Annotated in this window: 8 protein-coding genes; 6 read left to right on the top strand and 2 right to left on the bottom strand. The window is 35.4% G+C overall.

Features of this window, described 5'->3' with window-relative positions; translation table 11 throughout:
* Positions 1–7 precede the first annotated feature (7 nt).
* The 6 genes from M2306_RS14035 to M2306_RS14010 all read left to right on the top strand — a co-directional run bounded on the left by M2306_RS14035 (position 8) and on the right by M2306_RS14010 (position 13,960).
* Positions 8–1,231 (top strand): M23 family metallopeptidase, encoded by a 1,224-nt coding sequence (locus tag M2306_RS14035; protein WP_374759761.1) that lies wholly within the window; start codon positions 8–10, stop codon positions 1,229–1,231.
* Between the two features lie 17 nt (positions 1,232–1,248).
* Entirely contained in the window at positions 1,249–2,871 is a 1,623-nt protein-coding gene (pgi, locus tag M2306_RS14030) for a glucose-6-phosphate isomerase (RefSeq protein WP_115092176.1), read from the top strand.
* 105 nt (positions 2,872–2,976) lie between these two features.
* A complete protein-coding gene (locus M2306_RS14025; protein ID WP_115092177.1) occupies positions 2,977–5,832 on the top strand; it encodes a TonB-dependent receptor in 2,856 nt (951 codons plus the stop codon).
* Positions 5,833–5,988: 156 nt separating this feature from the next.
* The gene (locus M2306_RS14020; RefSeq protein WP_115092178.1) at positions 5,989–6,939 is read left to right on the top strand and encodes an aldo/keto reductase; all 951 of its coding nucleotides are present in this window, start codon (positions 5,989–5,991) and stop codon (positions 6,937–6,939) included.
* Positions 6,940–7,195: 256 nt separating this feature from the next.
* Entirely contained in the window at positions 7,196–7,645 is a 450-nt protein-coding gene (locus M2306_RS14015) for a T9SS type A sorting domain-containing protein (RefSeq protein WP_115092179.1), read from the top strand.
* Positions 7,646–7,648: 3 nt separating this feature from the next.
* A complete protein-coding gene (locus M2306_RS14010) occupies positions 7,649–13,960 on the top strand; it encodes an RHS repeat-associated core domain-containing protein (RefSeq protein ID WP_259187502.1) in 6,312 nt (2,103 codons plus the stop codon).
* A 100-nt stretch (positions 13,961–14,060) separates the two neighbouring features.
* Here M2306_RS14010 and M2306_RS14005 read toward each other — a convergent pair whose 3' ends face one another.
* Positions 14,061–15,452 carry a hypothetical protein gene (locus M2306_RS14005; protein ID WP_259187503.1) on the bottom strand — a complete coding sequence of 464 codons (1,392 nt, stop codon included), beginning with the start codon at positions 15,450–15,452 and terminating at the stop codon, positions 14,061–14,063.
* 222 nt (positions 15,453–15,674) lie between these two features.
* Positions 15,675–17,735, bottom strand: coding sequence for a methionine--tRNA ligase (gene metG / locus M2306_RS14000; RefSeq protein WP_115092181.1), 2,061 nt, complete (start codon positions 17,733–17,735; stop codon positions 15,675–15,677).
* Positions 17,736–17,802: the final 67 nt, after the last annotated feature.

Genomic DNA, 17,802 nt, shown 5'->3' with positions numbered 1-17,802 from the left:
AATTTTTATGTTGTTAGCAGGCTTGCTTCTTTTTTCTTCTTGTAAAAAAGAAGGAGAAATGGAAGTGAGTACGGATACGGAAAATGAAACAGTAGAGGAGATTGTCGCTGAATTGTATGGGTTTAATTTGAAGGACTATGTGGTATCAGAAGATACGATTAGGTCTGGAGATAACCTCGGGAAGATTTTTGGCAATTATAACCTCAATGCTTCAGATGTACACAATATTGTTACCAAAGTAAAAGATACAATCAATGTTCGAGGAATTCGAGCAGGACAACCGTATACGTTGATTAAATACAAAAATAACCCGGATAAATTAGCTGCCTTTGTTTATCATCCTAATATTTCAGGTTATCAAGTGATTGATCTTCGCGATACGATTACAGCTTATACAAAAACATATCCTGTAACGATTAAAAGAAGAACAGTTGCTTCTACAATTGATGGATCGCTATCGATGAGTTTGAGCAAAGAAGGAGTGGATCAATCACTAGCAACGCGTATGTCACAAATTTTCGCTTGGTCGATTGACTTCTTTAAATTACAACCAGAAGATCGCTTTGCCGTAACGATTGAAGAAAAATACATTAACGATACCGTTTATGTTGGAATTTCAAAAGTGGAAGCAGCGTATTTCAACTATAGAGGAAAAGATTTATATTCATTTCCGTACCAAAGAACTGGAGCGAAGGGCAAGGATTATTATGATGAAGAGGGGCGCCCAATGAAGAGTATGTTCTTAAAAGCACCATTGAAGTTCTTTAGAATTACTTCAAGATATACCAAGAGCCGATTCCACCCCGTACAGAAAACATGGAAATCCCATAATGGAACGGATTATGCTGCTCCAACAGGAACGCCAATTATGACTACTGCCTCTGGAGTGGTAGAACGCACGGGATATACGGCAGGAAATGGAAACTATGTGAAGGTAAAACACAACGGCACTTATTCTACACAGTATTTGCACATGTCTAAGATCTTAGTGAGAAAAGGACAGTTTGTAGAACAAGGGCAATCCATCGGACTTGTTGGAAGTACAGGATTGGCCACAGGTCCACACGTGTGTTATCGCTTTTGGAAAAATGGAGTACAAGTAGATCCTCTAGGACAGGTTTTACCAAACTCAGAACCCATGGATAAAAAAGATATCCCCGCTTTTAAAGAGCATATTCAACCTTTAAAAGCAGAGTTAGATGCTGTGATTAAAGAAAAATTTAATAAATAACCTCTGTTTCAAGTAAAATGTTACAATCTATTAATCCTACTAGTACTGCTGCATGGACCAAGCTACGTGAGCACTTTGAGCAAATGAAGTCCATCCAAATGCAAGACCTCTTCCGAGAGGATGCTAGTAGAGGGAATTCTTTTAATATTCAGTTTGACGCATTTTTGCTCGATTATTCTAAGAATAAAATTACAAAAGAAACCCTGTCTTATTTGCTTCAATTAGGTGAAGAAGTACAATTGAAACAAGCAATTGAAGCTTTATATACAGGAGGTAAAATAAATAAAACAGAAAATAGAGCCGTATTACATACGGCTTTACGTGATTTTACTCAAGCGTCACCAATTATGGTGGAAGGTGTCAATGTACTAGAAGAAATTCAAGAAACAAGAACGCGTATTGAGCATTTTGTCAAAGCAGTGGTTGAAGGACGTTATCTTTCAAGTACAGGACAACCTTTTACAGATGTTGTCAATATTGGTATTGGAGGATCTGATCTAGGACCAAAGATGGTTGTAAATGGATTAGAAAATTATCGCAATCACTTAAAGACTCATTTCATCTCTAATGTGGATGATGATTATCTGTATGCCGTATTAAATAAGTTAAACCCTGCAACTACGTTAGTCTTGATTGTTTCTAAGACATTTACTACGCAAGAAACAGTATTAAATGCTGATAAAGTTGTACAATGGCTTTCAGCAACGGTAGAGCAAAAGGATTTAGCCAAACATTTAGTAGGAGTTACCGCCGAAGTGGAACGCGCGGTTGCTTATGGTATTGATCGATCGACTATTTTTCCAATGTGGGATTATATTGGAGGACGATTTTCACTTTGGAGCTCTGTTGGATTGTCGATCGCGTTGTCTATTGGCTATGCCAATTTTGAACAATTATTAAAAGGTGCACATAAAATGGATCAGCATTTTAGAACCGCTCCTTTTCAAGATAATATTCCTGTTGTTTGTGCTTTATTAAGCGTATGGTATAACAATTTTTATGGGTACCAGACAGAAGCCGTTGTGCCATATAGCCAATTTCTAGAAAAATTTCCTGCCCATCTACAACAGATGATTATGGAAAGTAATGGAAAAGACAAGAATCGAACAGGCGAACAATTGTCGTATGAGACTGGAACATTAATCTGGGGTGAGGTAGGCGTATCTGCTCAACATGCCTTTTTCCAATTGTTTCACCAAGGAACGAAAGTAGTTCCCGTAGATTTTATTGGTTTTGTCAATCCTTTTTCGGATCAAGATACCAATCACACGATTTTGATGTCTAACTTTTTTGGACAGACAGAAGCCTTGTTGAATGGTAAAGCAGCCACACGTGAAGGAGAAGAAGAAGATGCATTAATTCAGAACTTTAGAGAATTTGCAGGAAACAAACCTTCGAATACGTTGTTGATTGATAAACTTACTCCAGAAACATTAGGAGCCTTAGTTGCCTTATATGAACATAAGACTTTTGTGCAAGGAGTGATATGGAATATTTATAGTTTTGACCAATTTGGCGTGGAATATGGCAAGGTTTTAGCAAAAAATATTCAGCGTGAAATTATTTCGAATAATGTATTGAAACACGACAGTTCTACAGCCTTTTTGCTGAATTACTACCTAACGAACAGAAGTATTTAGAATTCAATAAATTGGGACACACACAAAATTTAATAATTAGATAACATTATAGGATTTTCTTTTTGTACATTTGCCGTGAAATTAATTATCACTTACACTTACAAAATGAAAAACTTGAAGAACTGGATGTTGTTTATCGTAATGGTTATTACGTCAACATCTGCATTTTCACAAAACAAAGTAAAGGGTACGGTTATCGATGGAGAGCTTAATATGAGCTTACCAGGGGCGACTGTATTGGTGAAAGGAACGCAAAATGGTGTATCGACAGATGCAAATGGAGCGTTTACCTTGAACGTTACTAGCGATAAAGGAGAAGTAGTTATCTCTTTTATTGGTTATCAATCAAAAACGGTTGCTTTTACCGTTGATGCAAACAAAGTTGCTAACTTAGGTAACATTGTGGTTAACCCTGATGAAAACATGTTAGATGACATTGTAATCATGGGAGTTGCGGACGTTGCAAAAGACCGTAAAACACCAGTTGCTGTTTCTACAATTAAAGCAGCTGTAATTCAAGAAAAATTGGGTTCTCAAGAGTTCCCAGAAATTTTAAACACAACTCCTTCAGTTTATACAACTAAAGGTAGTGGTGGTTTTGGTGATTCTAAGATTAATATCCGTGGATTTGACCAAAAGAATATTGCAGTAATGGTAAACGGTATGCCAATCAATGACATGGAAAACTCTTCTGTGTATTGGTCAAACTGGGCGGGTTTATCAGATGTAACTTCTGCAATGCAAGTACAACGCGGTTTAGGTTCTTCTAAATTAGCAATTTCTTCAATTGGAGGTACAATTAACATCTTAACTCGTACAGCTGATGCTCGTCAAGGAGGGTCTCTTTCTGCGGGTATTGGAAATGACAATTTCTTTAAAGGAACTGCTTCTTATAATACAGGGGTTTTAGACAATGGATTGTCTGCTTCGGTATTATTAAGCCACAGTTTTGGCGATGGTTACGTACGTGGAACTGACTTTGAAGCAAGTAATTATTTTGTTGGGTTAGGATACCAATCAAAAGATGCAAAACACAATGTTCAGTTTACATTTACAGGAGCTCCTCAAACGCACTCTCAACGTTATAATTATACAACATTACAAGAGTATATTGATCATGGAGAAGGTAGTGACCCAGATATTCGCTACAACAAAGACTGGGGATATTTAAATGGTAATGTGTACAATGGTAGAGAAAACTATTACCACAAACCTGTAATGTCCTTGAACTATGATTGGTTAATCAACGAAACAACTAAATTAAGTGCTGTAGTTTACGGTTCTTGGGGACGTGGAGCTGGATCAGGATTAAATGGAAAAATTGTTGGTCCGAAAGATCCTAAAACAGGGAAAAATGTTAACTTGAATGCACACGATGCGTTAGACGCTAATGGACAATTGCGTATGGATGATATCGTGGCGTATAACCAAGGAAATAGTAACGCATTTGGTGGACCTAATAAAGGAGATGGAATTAATGTGTACAATAAAGGTATTACAAAAATTAATTCAATCAACTCACATAACTGGTATGGTACCGTAATTAATTTGAATAAAAAATTAAGCGAGAGTTTTACCTTAGATTTTGGTGTTGATGCTCGTACTTACAAAGGATACCACTTCCAAAATGTTGCCGACTTTTTAGGTTCAACAGGTTATAAAGAAACATTGAATCTTAACTATGATAAAGACGGTTATATCGTTACAAATAGCCACGGATCAAAAGTAAGCTATAACCCTTGGGCAGATAAAAACGACTCAGGTGTAGTAGGATATAATAATGATGGAAATGCGCGTTGGTATGGTGCATTTACACAATTGGAATACTCAAAAGACAATTTTACTGCCTTTATTCAAGGAGCGATTTCGAATCAAGATTTCCAACGTGTAGACAACTTTGTTCAAGATGGTCGTACAGTTGATAATTCAGGTAGACCTTTACCAGAATGGAAACAAAAAGCAAAAACATCTTGGGAAAGTATCTTAGGAGGAAATGTTAAGGGGGGAGTAAACTATAATATTGATGAGAATCACAACGTATTTGGTAATATTGGATATTATTCAAAACAACCATTCTTTAATGGGGTGTACATCAACAATACAAATAGATTGAATCCAGACTTGATGAATGAAAAAATCTTCGGTGTTGAGTTAGGATATGGATACCGTTCTGCAATCTTCAATGCGAATGTGAACGTATATAGAACATCTTGGGATGATCGTATCGAAAGAAAAACGGTTTATCTAGAATACAAAGATGAAAATGGTAAAGACGTATCACAGTCGGCTAACGTACAGTTGAATGGTTTGGCTCAGTTGCACCAAGGTGTTGAGGTAGATTTCAACGTGCGTCCATTGGATAAATTGACGATTAGTGGGGCATTCTCTTTCGGAGATTGGAACTATACAAAGAACGTGAAAAATGCTACAATCTTAGATCGCGATACGAATGAAGCTGTTATTGATCCAAGTACAGGACAACCATTTGTGAAAGACTTATATTTGAAAGATTCAAAAGTGGGAGATTCAGCTCAATTATTGGCGAGTTTAGGTGCAGATTACGAAGTAGTAGAAGGTCTTAAATTTGATGCAACGTTCCGCTATGTTGATAAATTGTATTCAAAAATTGATATTATGTCAATGGCTGAAGAAAACAACAAAGGAGCTTTGCGTTTACCAAGCTTTAACCTATTTGATTTGGGTATGACTTTTACAATGAAAGTTGGAAAAGAAAAACAAAATTCTGTTGTTGTAAGAGCAAACGTAAATAACGTATTTGACAAAATTTACATTGCGGAATCGAACTCTGCTAAACATGCAAAAGAAAAAGGTGATTTTGCAACTGTAGAAGATTACAATGCATATCGTGCAAATTCAATTTGGAAAGGAATTGATACTTCTAACCAAGTATGGTTTGGAACAGGTAGAACTTGGAATGTTACATTGAGATATAATTTCTAGTAAATTATTTACCATATTTAAAAAGGGCGATTATTTTTATAATCGCCCTTTTTTTGTATTTTGTAAGCTAACGTAAAAGTGTTCTCATCGGTTGACTTGCTTGTATGAAGCAGGTGTAAAAAGAATAACGAACACAAAAAACAAAACCAAAACACCATGAAAAGAAAGAATTTAAATGCGGAAATGAGTATTGCTCCAATTTGCTTTGGAGGAAATGTATTTGGATGGACTTTAGATGAAAAAGCATCGCTGCGCATGTTAGATGAATTACACGATCAAGGCATTAATTTTATCGATACAGCAAATAGCTACTCCCATTGGGTAGAAGGAAATACCGGAGGAGAGTCAGAACGTATTTTAGGAAAGTGGTTTGCAGAAAGTAAAAAAAGACAAGATATTGTATTAGCTACTAAAGTAGGTGGAGGCATGCAAGGCGTAGAGAAAGGGTTGACCAGACAACAGATTCTCGATGGAGTCGATGCTTCTTTACAGCGTTTGCGTACGGATTATATTGATTTATACTATTCTCATCATGATGATGTGAATGTTGGAGTAGAAGAAATCATGGGAACCTTTCAGGAACTAATTCAAGCAGGAAAAGTTCGTGCACTTGGAGCGTCTAATCTAAGTGGAGCACGCTTACTTGAAAGTAATCAAGTAGCGGAAGCCAAAGGATGGACGAAATACATTGCCCTACAACCGCAATATAATCTCTATGATCGAGCGCAATTCGAAACAGAGTACAAAGACATTGTTGTAAAAGAAAAGCTGGCTGTAGCGCCTTATTTTGCTTTAGCTAGTGGTTTCTTATCTGGGAAGTATAAAACAGCCGCAGATTTAGAAGGAAGTGCTCGAAAAATGATGGTCGAACATTATCTAAACGATCGCGGGTTAGCTATTTTAGATGCTTTAGCGAAAACGGCTCAAAAACATCAAGCAACAAGTGCTGAAATAGCAATTGCTTGGTTGTTGCATCAACCTGTAATTACGGCGCCAATTGTTAGTGCAACTAATTCAACCCAATTGCAAAGTCTTGTGCGTTCAACAGCTATTCAGCTAGATATTGATGATTTAGCTGTATTGGAAACAGCAAGTCAATGGAAGTAAGGAGTACATAGTTTATGTTAAATATAAAAGTCTGGTTTTTTAACTGGACTTTTTTTTGACTTTTTTTCATTGATAAAAAATATTAGGAGTTTTCTGTTTCTTATTGGTTGATTATTAATACAATATTAACATGTTGTATGTTTAATATTAAATAACAGGAAAGTTTATTTTATTTATGTTTAAAAATAAAACACTGTATTTTTTAAAGGATAAATTAACTTAATTTCGCGAAATAATTAACTTAATTTTTTATACAATGAATAAAGTTGTCTTACTAATGGCTTTGTTTCCTTTAGCTGCTTTAGCTCAACAGTTACCTACTAAGGTTGTTTTTGAGTATGATAGTGCAGGAAATCAAATTTATAGAGGCATAGAAATCGACATGACATCTGCTGCGAGGTCAATACTCGAAAATGAGGAAGATACTCAAGCTGAACAAAAAATGTTTGGTTATGAGGATTCAAAACTCAAATATTATCCAAACCCGGTACAAAATGTACTCTATGTAGAATGGGATAGAAAATATAAAGAAGTAGTATCAATTAGTTTATATACTTCCAATCATCAAGTCCTTCAGCAAATTGGCAATCTTGCGTTTGAAAACCAAACACAAGTACATTTTGACCAACTTCCAAAAGGATCTTATTTTATGGTTGTCTTTTATCAAGATGGAACGAAAGAAAATATTACAATCATTAAACGATAAGCGATGAGAAATAAATACTTTTTATTGTTTTGTAGTGTATTCACTGCAATTGTATCGTATAGTCAAGTTGTAGTTTGGCCAGGTGATCAAGACCCAATTCCTTCCAATGAAACACCTATAGGAAAAACAGAAGGAAGCTTAAACGTTAATTTAGCAGGTGCAGCTATTTATACTGTTCCGATTCAAGTGCCAAAAGGCGTTAATGGAGTAGAACCCGCTATAAGTTTAGCATATAATAGTCAAGCAGCAAATGGTATAGTTGGACTCGGATGGTCAATTTCTGGTATTTCTACTATTAGTAGAGTCCCTTCTACTTTATATCACGATGGAAAAAAGAGCGCTGTTGATTTCTCCGCTTCAGATCGATTTGCATTGGATGGCCAACGTCTACTCTTAAAATCAGGAACCTATGGTGGAGATGGTGCAGAATACCAAACAGAAAACTATTCGAATCTTAAAATCACCTCTCATGGAATTTCTCCTTATGGAGCGAAGTATGGTCCTAAGTATTTTAAGGTACAGTACCCTGATGGTAGTGTTGCTACTTATGGAAATACAGATAATTCTCGATCAAAGTTAGTATTTGGTATTGACAGTTTGAAGGATACTTCTAATAATTATCTTGTTTATAAATATGAAGAAAAAGAAGGAACTTTATTTATTTCTTCTATTCAATATGTGTCAAGAATTTCCTCCATAATAACAGAGCCTGTGCCTGGGGACGTTGTAATTACACCTAGACCTAATTCTGCCCAAGTAACGGGTTCACAACAAGTAAATATTGATGTAAAACCTCCATTTAGATTATATGATAATGAAGTTAAGTTTTATTATGACAGAAGGAATGATGTTACGGAAGAATTATACATAGGAGGACAAAAATTCAGTAATAATCAAATTTTATCGAAAATTGAAACAATAAGTGGAGGACAAGTTTTTAGATCATATCAATTAGAGTATGACAAGCTGTTGCTAGGATACTCACAATTAAAGAGTATAAAGGAGTTTAATGGAATGGACGAAAAATCCTTAGCGCCACTTGAATTTGTATACGATAGAGTAGACGGAAAAGTCAAAAGTACAACACAACTCTATACACGAGTTACAAATAGTAATTTAGAGAAGGATGTTACAGCGGAAACTCACGATATTGTTACAGGTGATTTTGATGGTGATGGGGACTTAGATTATATTTTATACGACAAAAAAAAGGCAGAATATTGGGTATTCAATACGTCTGTTAATAATCAGAAAACAGGTACGTATAAAATGAGTAATAGTTCTTCTAAGTTCAAAGGTTTTTTTCGTTTTATTAATCGTAATCAAAATAATGAAGTGCAACCCAAGGATAGTTGGTTAACAATTGTGGGAAATAAGTTTACAGTAAATAAATTTGACAACAATATTATTGTCGAAGATTATTTTAAAGAATTTGGTTTCCCAGATATGGAAGCACCTGATGATATGTATTCTCAAATTTGTGGAGGTGTCTTTCCTGAACCAACGAAAGATTTTTTTGTTGGGGACTTTAAGGGAACAGGCGATATGGATGTTCTAGCTATTGAAAGATATGAAAGTGCTCGTGTTCAACTTTGTGATCGTTATGATCAATATGCAGGCACCTATCCTATTTATTCGGAGCAAAATGCTTATTTTCTAAATATGAATAGAAATGAAACTGAGGCGAAGATAAATTTTGGCTTTGTTGCAAACAATGAGGCTATCACAACGTTAGTACAAGATTTTACTGGAGATGGACGTGCAGATATTCTGGTGGTCAGACCAGGAAGAATCATTTTGTATACTTTAAATTTTGTTACAAATAGATTGGACGTTGTTTGCGATTTTTCGGATAACTCTATCACAAAAGACAGCCAAATCCAGCTAGGAGATTTCAATGGAGATGGTAAGTTGGATTTGCTAATAGCTAATCAGTATTCTTCTTATTTTTATTATAGCACAGGAACGAATTTCGAGAGAAAAAATGCGGATAGAGGCTTTTATTGTGAACCAACGGGATATAATCATGATCATAATATAGTATTAGAAAATACTGGTTTACGAAATTATAAGACTATTATTTGTGATGATATCGATAATGATGGAAAAACGGATATTATTCAAATTTCTACGAATGCTCAAATTGCTAAGAACACTCCGTATTCTACTTATGTAGGATCTATAGCTGGGGTATTGGTCATGAAAAATATGGGAGGCGGAGAATTTAAAAGTTCTAGTTGGGATGGAGATAATTATTGGGCAGAATCACTGGGGATAACAATGTATATGTATGGAGACAAGATGTACTTTCCCATACCGTTTAACTTGACGCCCAATCGAAATTTTGCATTTTCAAAAAATAATTATCGTCTTGGTTTCTTTGCGAGTGGTTCGATTATCGAATTTGAATTGTCACATAATACAGGTCGAGATAAATTGCTTAAGGAAATAAAAAGTGATGGATTGGTTACTGAAATACAATATGGACAATATGGTATTGATAAACAAAATTTAGATTTTCCTCATTTTCAAAAATTTGATACAAAAAAACTGCAGTACCCTATGGCAGAACTTAATTTCTTGCCTAATCTATCAGTTGTATCAAGAGTGCGGGTTTTTGATGGGACAAATAGTTTATATCAATCATTTGCTTATGCTTCTCCTGTTGTTCATTTTCATGGCCTTGGATTTATAGGCTTTAAAGGAAATGTTAGTACCAATTGGTATGATAAACCTGAAAATATGTTTAAAAACATCAAAGAGTTTGATGTTCTCAATAGAGGTTTGTTGAAAAAAGAAAGTGTAATCTTAGGAACACAATGGGATAAATTCATAGAAGTATTTGTACCTGGTACAGGATTTAGAAATAAAGCTTACGAAAGTATAACAAACTATGAGTATCAAACCCAAGTCTTAACGAATAAAGTTTTTAAACCACAACTGAAAAAAACAACAGAAAATAATATTGGAGGAGTAGTGTTTGCAGATTCGTTTGTAAAGGAAACAACGAATACCTATAATGAATACAATGATATTACTCAACAACAGATTCAATATCAACGAAAGTTTGGATTATCGATGATTGGACAACCTAGTTTTGCGTTAGAGAAAACGGAAACCATTGAGAATACGTATGCTTACGGAGCTGCAAATCCGAACTATTTTATGAGTCGATTGTTGAAGTCAAAGAAGATAGAAACAGCTACAGGAGAAAGTAGTTTCACTACGGAAGATAGTTATACATACGATGAGAAAGGGCGAGTAGTAGAAGTGCTTAAAAAAGGCAATAATACAACCGAAACGAAAACAGAAAAAAATACGTATGATCAATATGGAAATATTGTAGAAAAGAGTCTCAAGGCAGGTAATTTACCAGAACGAAAACAAACGTATAAATATGGGTATTATGGACGTTTTTTAACAGAAGAAACGGATGTTGAAGGATTAAAAACAACTTATAGTTATAATGGAGCTAGAGGACTTTTAAAGGAGAAAAAGAATGCTTTTGGACACGTAACGAAATATACTTATAATAATTGGGGCGAGCCTTTGAGTGTTACGGATTATCTAGGTAAAGTTACGCAAACACAATATGTAAAAACAGGCCGAGGATTTGAAGTGATCACAACGAATGACGAAGGGAATTGGAATCGGAATACTTTCAATGCAAAAGGAAATAAGATACAGACAGCAACTAAAGATTTGCAAGGTCAAACAGTGAGCCGCTCCTACGAATATGATGCTTATAATCGTGTTGTAAAAGAAAGTGAAGGATATTTTGGAAGTACACCCTCTTTATGGAATGAAACGGTATACGATAAAAAAGGTCGTGTGATCAAGGTAAAGACAAGTAAAGGAAAGGAGATTACTAAAACGTATACTTTAGCTACTATTAAGGAGAATGATGGTGTCATGACAAAAGAAACAAAAGTAAATTCGCTAGGTCAGACCATTGTTCAAAAGGACGATGGAGGAGAGATTAAATACGTTTATTTCTCCAATGGTAATTTGAAATCTGCAAATTATGATGGAGTTGTTGTGTCTCAAGAACAAGATGGATGGGGAAGAAAAATAAAATTAATTGATCCTGCTGCAGGAGTTTATACCCATGTTTATAATGCTTATGGAGAGTTAATAAAAGAAGGATCTCCTAAAGGAACTACATTATTTACTTTGGATAATTTTGGAAAGTTAATAAACAAAAAAATTACCGGTGATCATACAAATACTGAGATAAATTATACGTACGATGATGAAAGTAAACAATTGACTTCTTCTGTTGCTGATGTAAGTGGAACAAACTATACGTACAATTATGAGTATGATACTTACCGTCGCCTGATTAAGACAACAGAAATTACTCCCGTTGCTCGATTTTCTAAAGCAGTAGTTTTTGATGATTTTGGAAGAGCATTAGAAGAAACTTTTGGTGTACAAACGCATGGTAAAACTGGTGAGAAAAAGATTAAACACCAGTACAAAAATGGTTATCATTGGCAGACTATTGACGCTTTGACCAATCAGGTATTAACCTCCAAAGCGCAAGTTAATGCGTATGGGCAGTTGACTAAATCAAATTTAGGGAATGGGTTAGAAGTAACAAATGTTTACGATACTTATGGGTATTTGCAAACGAATAAAGTAAAGAAAGGAACAGCAGAACTTTTTACACTGGCAAATCAATTTAATGCGGCGACTAGTAATCTATTAAGTAGAACGAATGGGTTATTTAATCGAGGGGAAATTTTTACTTATGATAATTTAGATCGATTAACTTCATTTACGAATAAAGTAGGGGTACAAGAAACGCAAGAATATGATGATAAAGGACGTATTGAAAGCAATAGTATTGGAGCTTATGGCTATTCAAGTGGAACATCTTATCAATTGGAGTCGATTGAGCTAAATGCAATTGCACAACCGCATTATCAATTGCGCCCAGAACAGCAAATAGCGTATAATGCCTTTAAAAAACCTGTTTGGATTAAAGAATCAGGGAAAGAAAATATTTATTTTGATTATAATTCAGATAATCAGCGTAGTGTGATGCATTATGGCGATTTAGCGACTAGTAAAGAACAAAGTTCTCTGAAACGTTATTATTCAACTGATGGGAATATTGAAGTGAATTACAATAAGACAACAAATAAGGTGGATTTTGTTTTTTATTTAGATGGAGATGCCTATTCTGCCACCGTAATAGCGAAAGGAGAAAATACACCTGAATACTACTATTTACACCGTGATTATTTGGGTAGTATCTTGGCAATTACAAATAATGTAGGAACTATTGTAGAAAAAAGACATTTTGATGCTTGGGGTAATGTAGTTTTTGTTAAAGATGGACAAAATAATGATTTAAGCCAATTAACGTTTATGGATAGAGGCTATACGGGACATGAACACTTAGAAGGGGTTTCATTAATTCAGATGAATGGACGTTTGTATGATCCAATAGTAAAACGTTTCTTAGCACCAGATAACTTTATTCAAGACCTTTCAAATACCCAAAATTTTAATCGTTATGGGTATGTACTGAATAATCCGTTAACTTATGTGGATGAAAGTGGAGAGATTGTTGGATTAGTATTTGGGTTGAGAAATCTGATAAGACAATCAAAAAATGGTGAAATTAGAAATTTATGGGATGGAGTAAAAGCTTTTGGAGCTGGATATATTGTAGGAACAATAGCAGGGCCTAATATTACTGCAATGGAAGGTGGCCACGCCACAGTAGGAATGCTGGCAGGAGCAATAACAGGAATAGGAACGGGAGATTGGAGTAGGTTTAATAACGCAAGACGATTAGGAGAGGGTATTTTTTATTTGGATGGTAATCGAAGCTTTTTTGGACAAGTATGGCAAGGAATTAGTCGTTTTACGTTTGAATTACCACAAACTACCGCAGGGCATGCATTCTCCCAATTTAAGAATATGATTTATCAAGTTGATCGCGTAGAATATTTTGGAGGTGCTACGTTTGCAATGAAAGAAAATTCACGTGATCAATGGGGAATTTCATTAGGGAATTTTATCTATGCAAGTATGTATGACGAAGTTAAAGGGGATTTTAAAGACTATATTCTAACTAATCCTTTGTTATTACACGAATATGGACATACTTTTGATAGTAGTAAGCATGGATTATCTTATCTAGTTAGTATTGGTATTTCAAGTGCACAAGGTGCTGAATGGACAGAGAGACGCGCCAATAATTTTGCAGCAAAATACCTTAAAAAATATTATAATTTAGATTGGAAAGAGAAGAAGTTTCATTTAGAGACAGATGGACACAGTGCTTATCCATTAGAATAGTTGTATAAATAAAATCATCTATTTTAAATAGATGTTTATATCAACCGCATTTAAAACAAAAAACCCGCTTGCATCAATTTTATGCAAGCGGGTTTTTAGTTTAAAACGGTACTAAATCAAATGTTTTGCTTCTCGATTCTTGTTTACCGTAGTAGTGTTGATCGTTAATTTTTAGTACAAGCTTATACTTATTACTTGTTATTCTGAATCCTCGTTTTGTTCTCAATGTTCTCAGTTTATCTTCGCTGGGTATTGTAAAAGAAAAATCAGGATTTAATTGCTGATCTAAGGCTGTAGAGGCAAGGGCAACAACTGATTTAAAATAGGGGTTAAACTTATTTGTTCTAGGTCCATTGATAAAAGCATCAAAGAAAAAGTTACGAGCGAATGGTTTTGTTCGATTTCCCGATCCAAATTGTAGAACAATATGGTCTCCAACAGGATAGGCAATGACTCCATATAAACTTGCATTCTTAGCTCGGAGTAAAAAATTACTTCGTTTCTCTATGGGAGCATACTTGTCTTTATATAAACCCCTGATATTGCTAATCGATACCATGCCTCCGGTTATAAAATCAGCATGATCCTTTGTCATTTGGTACGTTTTTATCGGTTCCCCTTGTTCATCTCGCAGTACAATTGTAATAAATTGTTTGTCAAAATAGGCTTGTACAAGCTTATTATCGAAAAGTAGGGAGTTAGAACCAGGATGGTTTAAACGGGGTTTGTTGAATGGTTGTGGATAACTAGCGTAGGTAGTTTCTTGCGTCGTTAGGTCAATGCTCAAAACTTCTGTACTCTGGTTTGATGTATCCAAGGTGATATAAAGAACATCGTTGTGAATATAGTACTTTCTTTGTGCTGCTGCCTTTAGTAAATCTGTGGGTTGATTCATTTCTATGTAGGTCATCGGCACTGAATCTTGTAAAGCTTGATTAAGAGATACCTGACTGTGAGGGCCTAAATAAAAATTATGCCCTGTAAAGTTTATCATGGTATCCTTTTGCGGTTTTAAGTCTGCATTCAATTGTAAGAAACGGATTTGACTATTTCTGATTCTAGAATGAAGCGCATAAAACTTGTCTCCATGTGAAAAATGTAAAAAGGAATCCTCTTCTTGTGGGTCCCAGGTAAAAGGAGCGGCTGTAGTTGTTATATTTTGCTCAAAATCAAAGGTTTTTGTCAGAATATTTTTTTTTGTCACGATATACATGGTGGCTTTGTTCTCTTCAGCCGCAGTAAAGGCAACAACCGTATCATCAAAATAATCAGGTACAAGTGTGAACAAGGATTGTTTTACCGTTAGGCTATCCGTCATTTGCATCCCTTGTAGTTGATTATAAGATTTTAAGAAAAAGAAATTCTTTTGCTGGGTGTTATAGTGATACGCTTGGGTAATTTTCCCCAAATTCGTCGGTATTTTTACCTCTTTCACTTGGGCTTGTAAAATGCCTACAAAACAAAGTAGGAGTAAGGTTGAAATAAATTTCATTAGTTGTACTCAATTTTACGCAAATATAGACTTTATCTAGGTATAATTGGGAGGAAGAGTATACTGCTATTGCTGAAGATTAGGTGAAATATTTACGAATGAATATCAGCTTTGATTTAGATAGTATAGGAGTACTTAACGGAAAGAAAGTTGAAAACATAAAGAAGTATAACAAAAAAAGGGTGACCTTTTGGGACACCCTTTTTTTCTATAGCGATTCGATTAATTAATCGTTGCTCCGTTTTTTACACCCTCTTCATCTGGGTTGACAAATACCAATTTACCGTTGGCATCTTCTGTCATTAAGATCATCCCTTGACTTTCTACACCGCGTAAAGCACGTGGTGCTAAGTTTGCTAAAACCGTTACGCGTTTCCCGATGATATCTTCCGGTTTGAAATGCTCAGCAATTCCCGATACAATCGTTCTTACATCCATTCCAGTATCTACTTTTAATACTAAAAGCTTGTTTGCTTTTGGCATTTTCTCCGCTTCTACAATTGTTCCTACACGTAAATCTAGTTTCGTGAAATCGTCATAGGTAGCTGTTTCTTTTTGTGGTTCTACCACAGCATTCGCTGCTTTATTTGCTTGTTTAGATGCTTCTAAACGATCCAATTGTTTTTGAATCTCTTCATCTTCAATTTTAGCAAACAATAACTCCGCTTCTCCAATTTGGTGCCCATGTTGAATTAACGGTTGATCTACTTCAACAGCAGACCATGTAATTGGTGTTTCGATGCGCAAAATTGATTTTAATTTTGCTGCAGTAAAGGGTAAGAATGGCTCGGCTAATGTACTTAAGGCAGCAGCAATTTGTAAAGCTACATACATTTGCGTTTGAACGCGATCCGCATCTTCCTTGATTAATTTCCAAGGCTCTTCATCCGCCAAGTATTTATTTCCTAAACGCGCCACATTCATTACTTCACCCAAAGCTTCTCTGAAACGGTAACGATCGATTGAACTTTCGATGACAGCTGGATAAGCTCTTAATTCTTCTAACGTAGCAATATCCACATCAGAAAAGGCATGCGGTTGCGGAACTACACCGTTGTAATATTTATTCGTCAATACTACTACACGGTTGATGAAATTTCCAAAAATAGCCACTAATTCGTTGTTATTTCTCGCTTGGAAATCTTTCCATGTAAAGTCATTGTCTTTTGTTTCTGGTGCATTTGCAGTTAAAGCATAACGCAATACATCTTGTTTTCCTGGGAAATCTTCCAAGTATTCATGCAACCAAACGGCCCAGTTCTTCGACGTAGAAAGTTTGTTTCCTTCTAAGTTTAAGAACTCATTCGCAGGTACATTATCCGGTAAGATATAGCTTCCTTCTGCTTTTAACATTGCTGGGAAAATAACACAGTGGAATACAATATTATCTTTTCCGATGAAGTGAACCAATTTAGTATCTTCTGATTTCCAATACGGTTCCCAATCTTTCCCTTCACGGGCAGCCCATTCTTTCGTTGATGAAATGTACCCAATAGGTGCATCAAACCAAACGTATAATACTTTTCCGTCTGCACCTTCAACAGGAACAGGAATCCCCCAGTCTAAATCGCGAGTTACTGCACGCGGTTTTAATCCATCATCTAACCAAGACTTTACTTGTCCATATACATTGGGTTTCCAATCGTTTTTATGTCCTTCTAAAATCCACTGACGCAAGAACCCGTCGTATTGATCTAATGGTAAAAACCAGTGTTTTGTTGCTTTTAAAATGGGTTTACTACCAGAAATAGTTGATTTAGGATTGATTAAATCCGTTGCATTTAAAGAGGTACCACATTTTTCACATTGGTCTCCATACGCTTCTTCATTTCCACATTTCGGGCAAGTTCCCGTTACAAAACGGTCTGCTAAGAATTGTTGTGCTTGTTCATCGTATAATTGCTCCGTTACCTCTTCGATGAATTTCCCTTCGTTGTACAATTTCTTGAAAAATTCAGAAGCTGTTTGATGGTGAATAGAAGAGGAGGTACGAGAATAGTTGTCAAAAGAAATACCAAAATCTTCAAAAGATTGTTTGATAATGCCGTTGTATTTATCAATTACCTGTTGAGGGGTAATGCCTTCTTTTTTCGCTTTCATAGAAATAGCCACCCCGTGTTCGTCGCTTCCACAGATGAAGGCAACATCTTTGCCTTGCATTCGCAAGAATCGAGCATAAATATCAGCTGGAACATAAACACCTGCTAGGTGTCCAATATGGATTGGCCCATTGGTATAAGGCAATGCCGCAGTTAGCGTATATCTCTTCGGATCTTGTATCATAAACTATATTCTATATGAAATTAATAAGAATGCAAAAATAAGCAATATTGCTGGAAGTTGAATGGAT

This window comes from Myroides gitamensis, assembly GCF_029894455.1.
In the GTDB taxonomy this organism is placed as follows: domain Bacteria; phylum Bacteroidota; class Bacteroidia; order Flavobacteriales; family Flavobacteriaceae; genus Flavobacterium; species Flavobacterium odoratum.
This window is presented reverse-complemented; position numbering and strand designations above follow the sequence as displayed.

What these genes read in the sequence shown, in the direction of transcription:
- M2306_RS14035 (WP_374759761.1), top strand. Translation starts at nt 8, where the DNA reads ATGTTGTTAGCAGGCTTGCTTCTTTTTTCTTCTTGTAAAAAAGAAGGA.
- pgi (WP_115092176.1), top strand. Translation starts at nt 1,249, where the DNA reads ATGTTACAATCTATTAATCCTACTAGTACTGCTGCATGGACCAAGCTA.
- M2306_RS14025 (WP_115092177.1), top strand. Translation starts at nt 2,977, where the DNA reads ATGAAAAACTTGAAGAACTGGATGTTGTTTATCGTAATGGTTATTACG.
- M2306_RS14020 (WP_115092178.1), top strand. Translation starts at nt 5,989, where the DNA reads ATGAAAAGAAAGAATTTAAATGCGGAAATGAGTATTGCTCCAATTTGC.
- M2306_RS14015 (WP_115092179.1), top strand. Translation starts at nt 7,196, where the DNA reads ATGAATAAAGTTGTCTTACTAATGGCTTTGTTTCCTTTAGCTGCTTTA.
- M2306_RS14010 (WP_259187502.1), top strand. Translation starts at nt 7,649, where the DNA reads ATGAGAAATAAATACTTTTTATTGTTTTGTAGTGTATTCACTGCAATT.
- M2306_RS14005 (WP_259187503.1), bottom strand. Translation starts at nt 15,452, where the DNA reads ATGAAATTTATTTCAACCTTACTCCTACTTTGTTTTGTAGGCATTTTA.
- metG (WP_115092181.1), bottom strand. Translation starts at nt 17,735, where the DNA reads ATGATACAAGATCCGAAGAGATATACGCTAACTGCGGCATTGCCTTAT.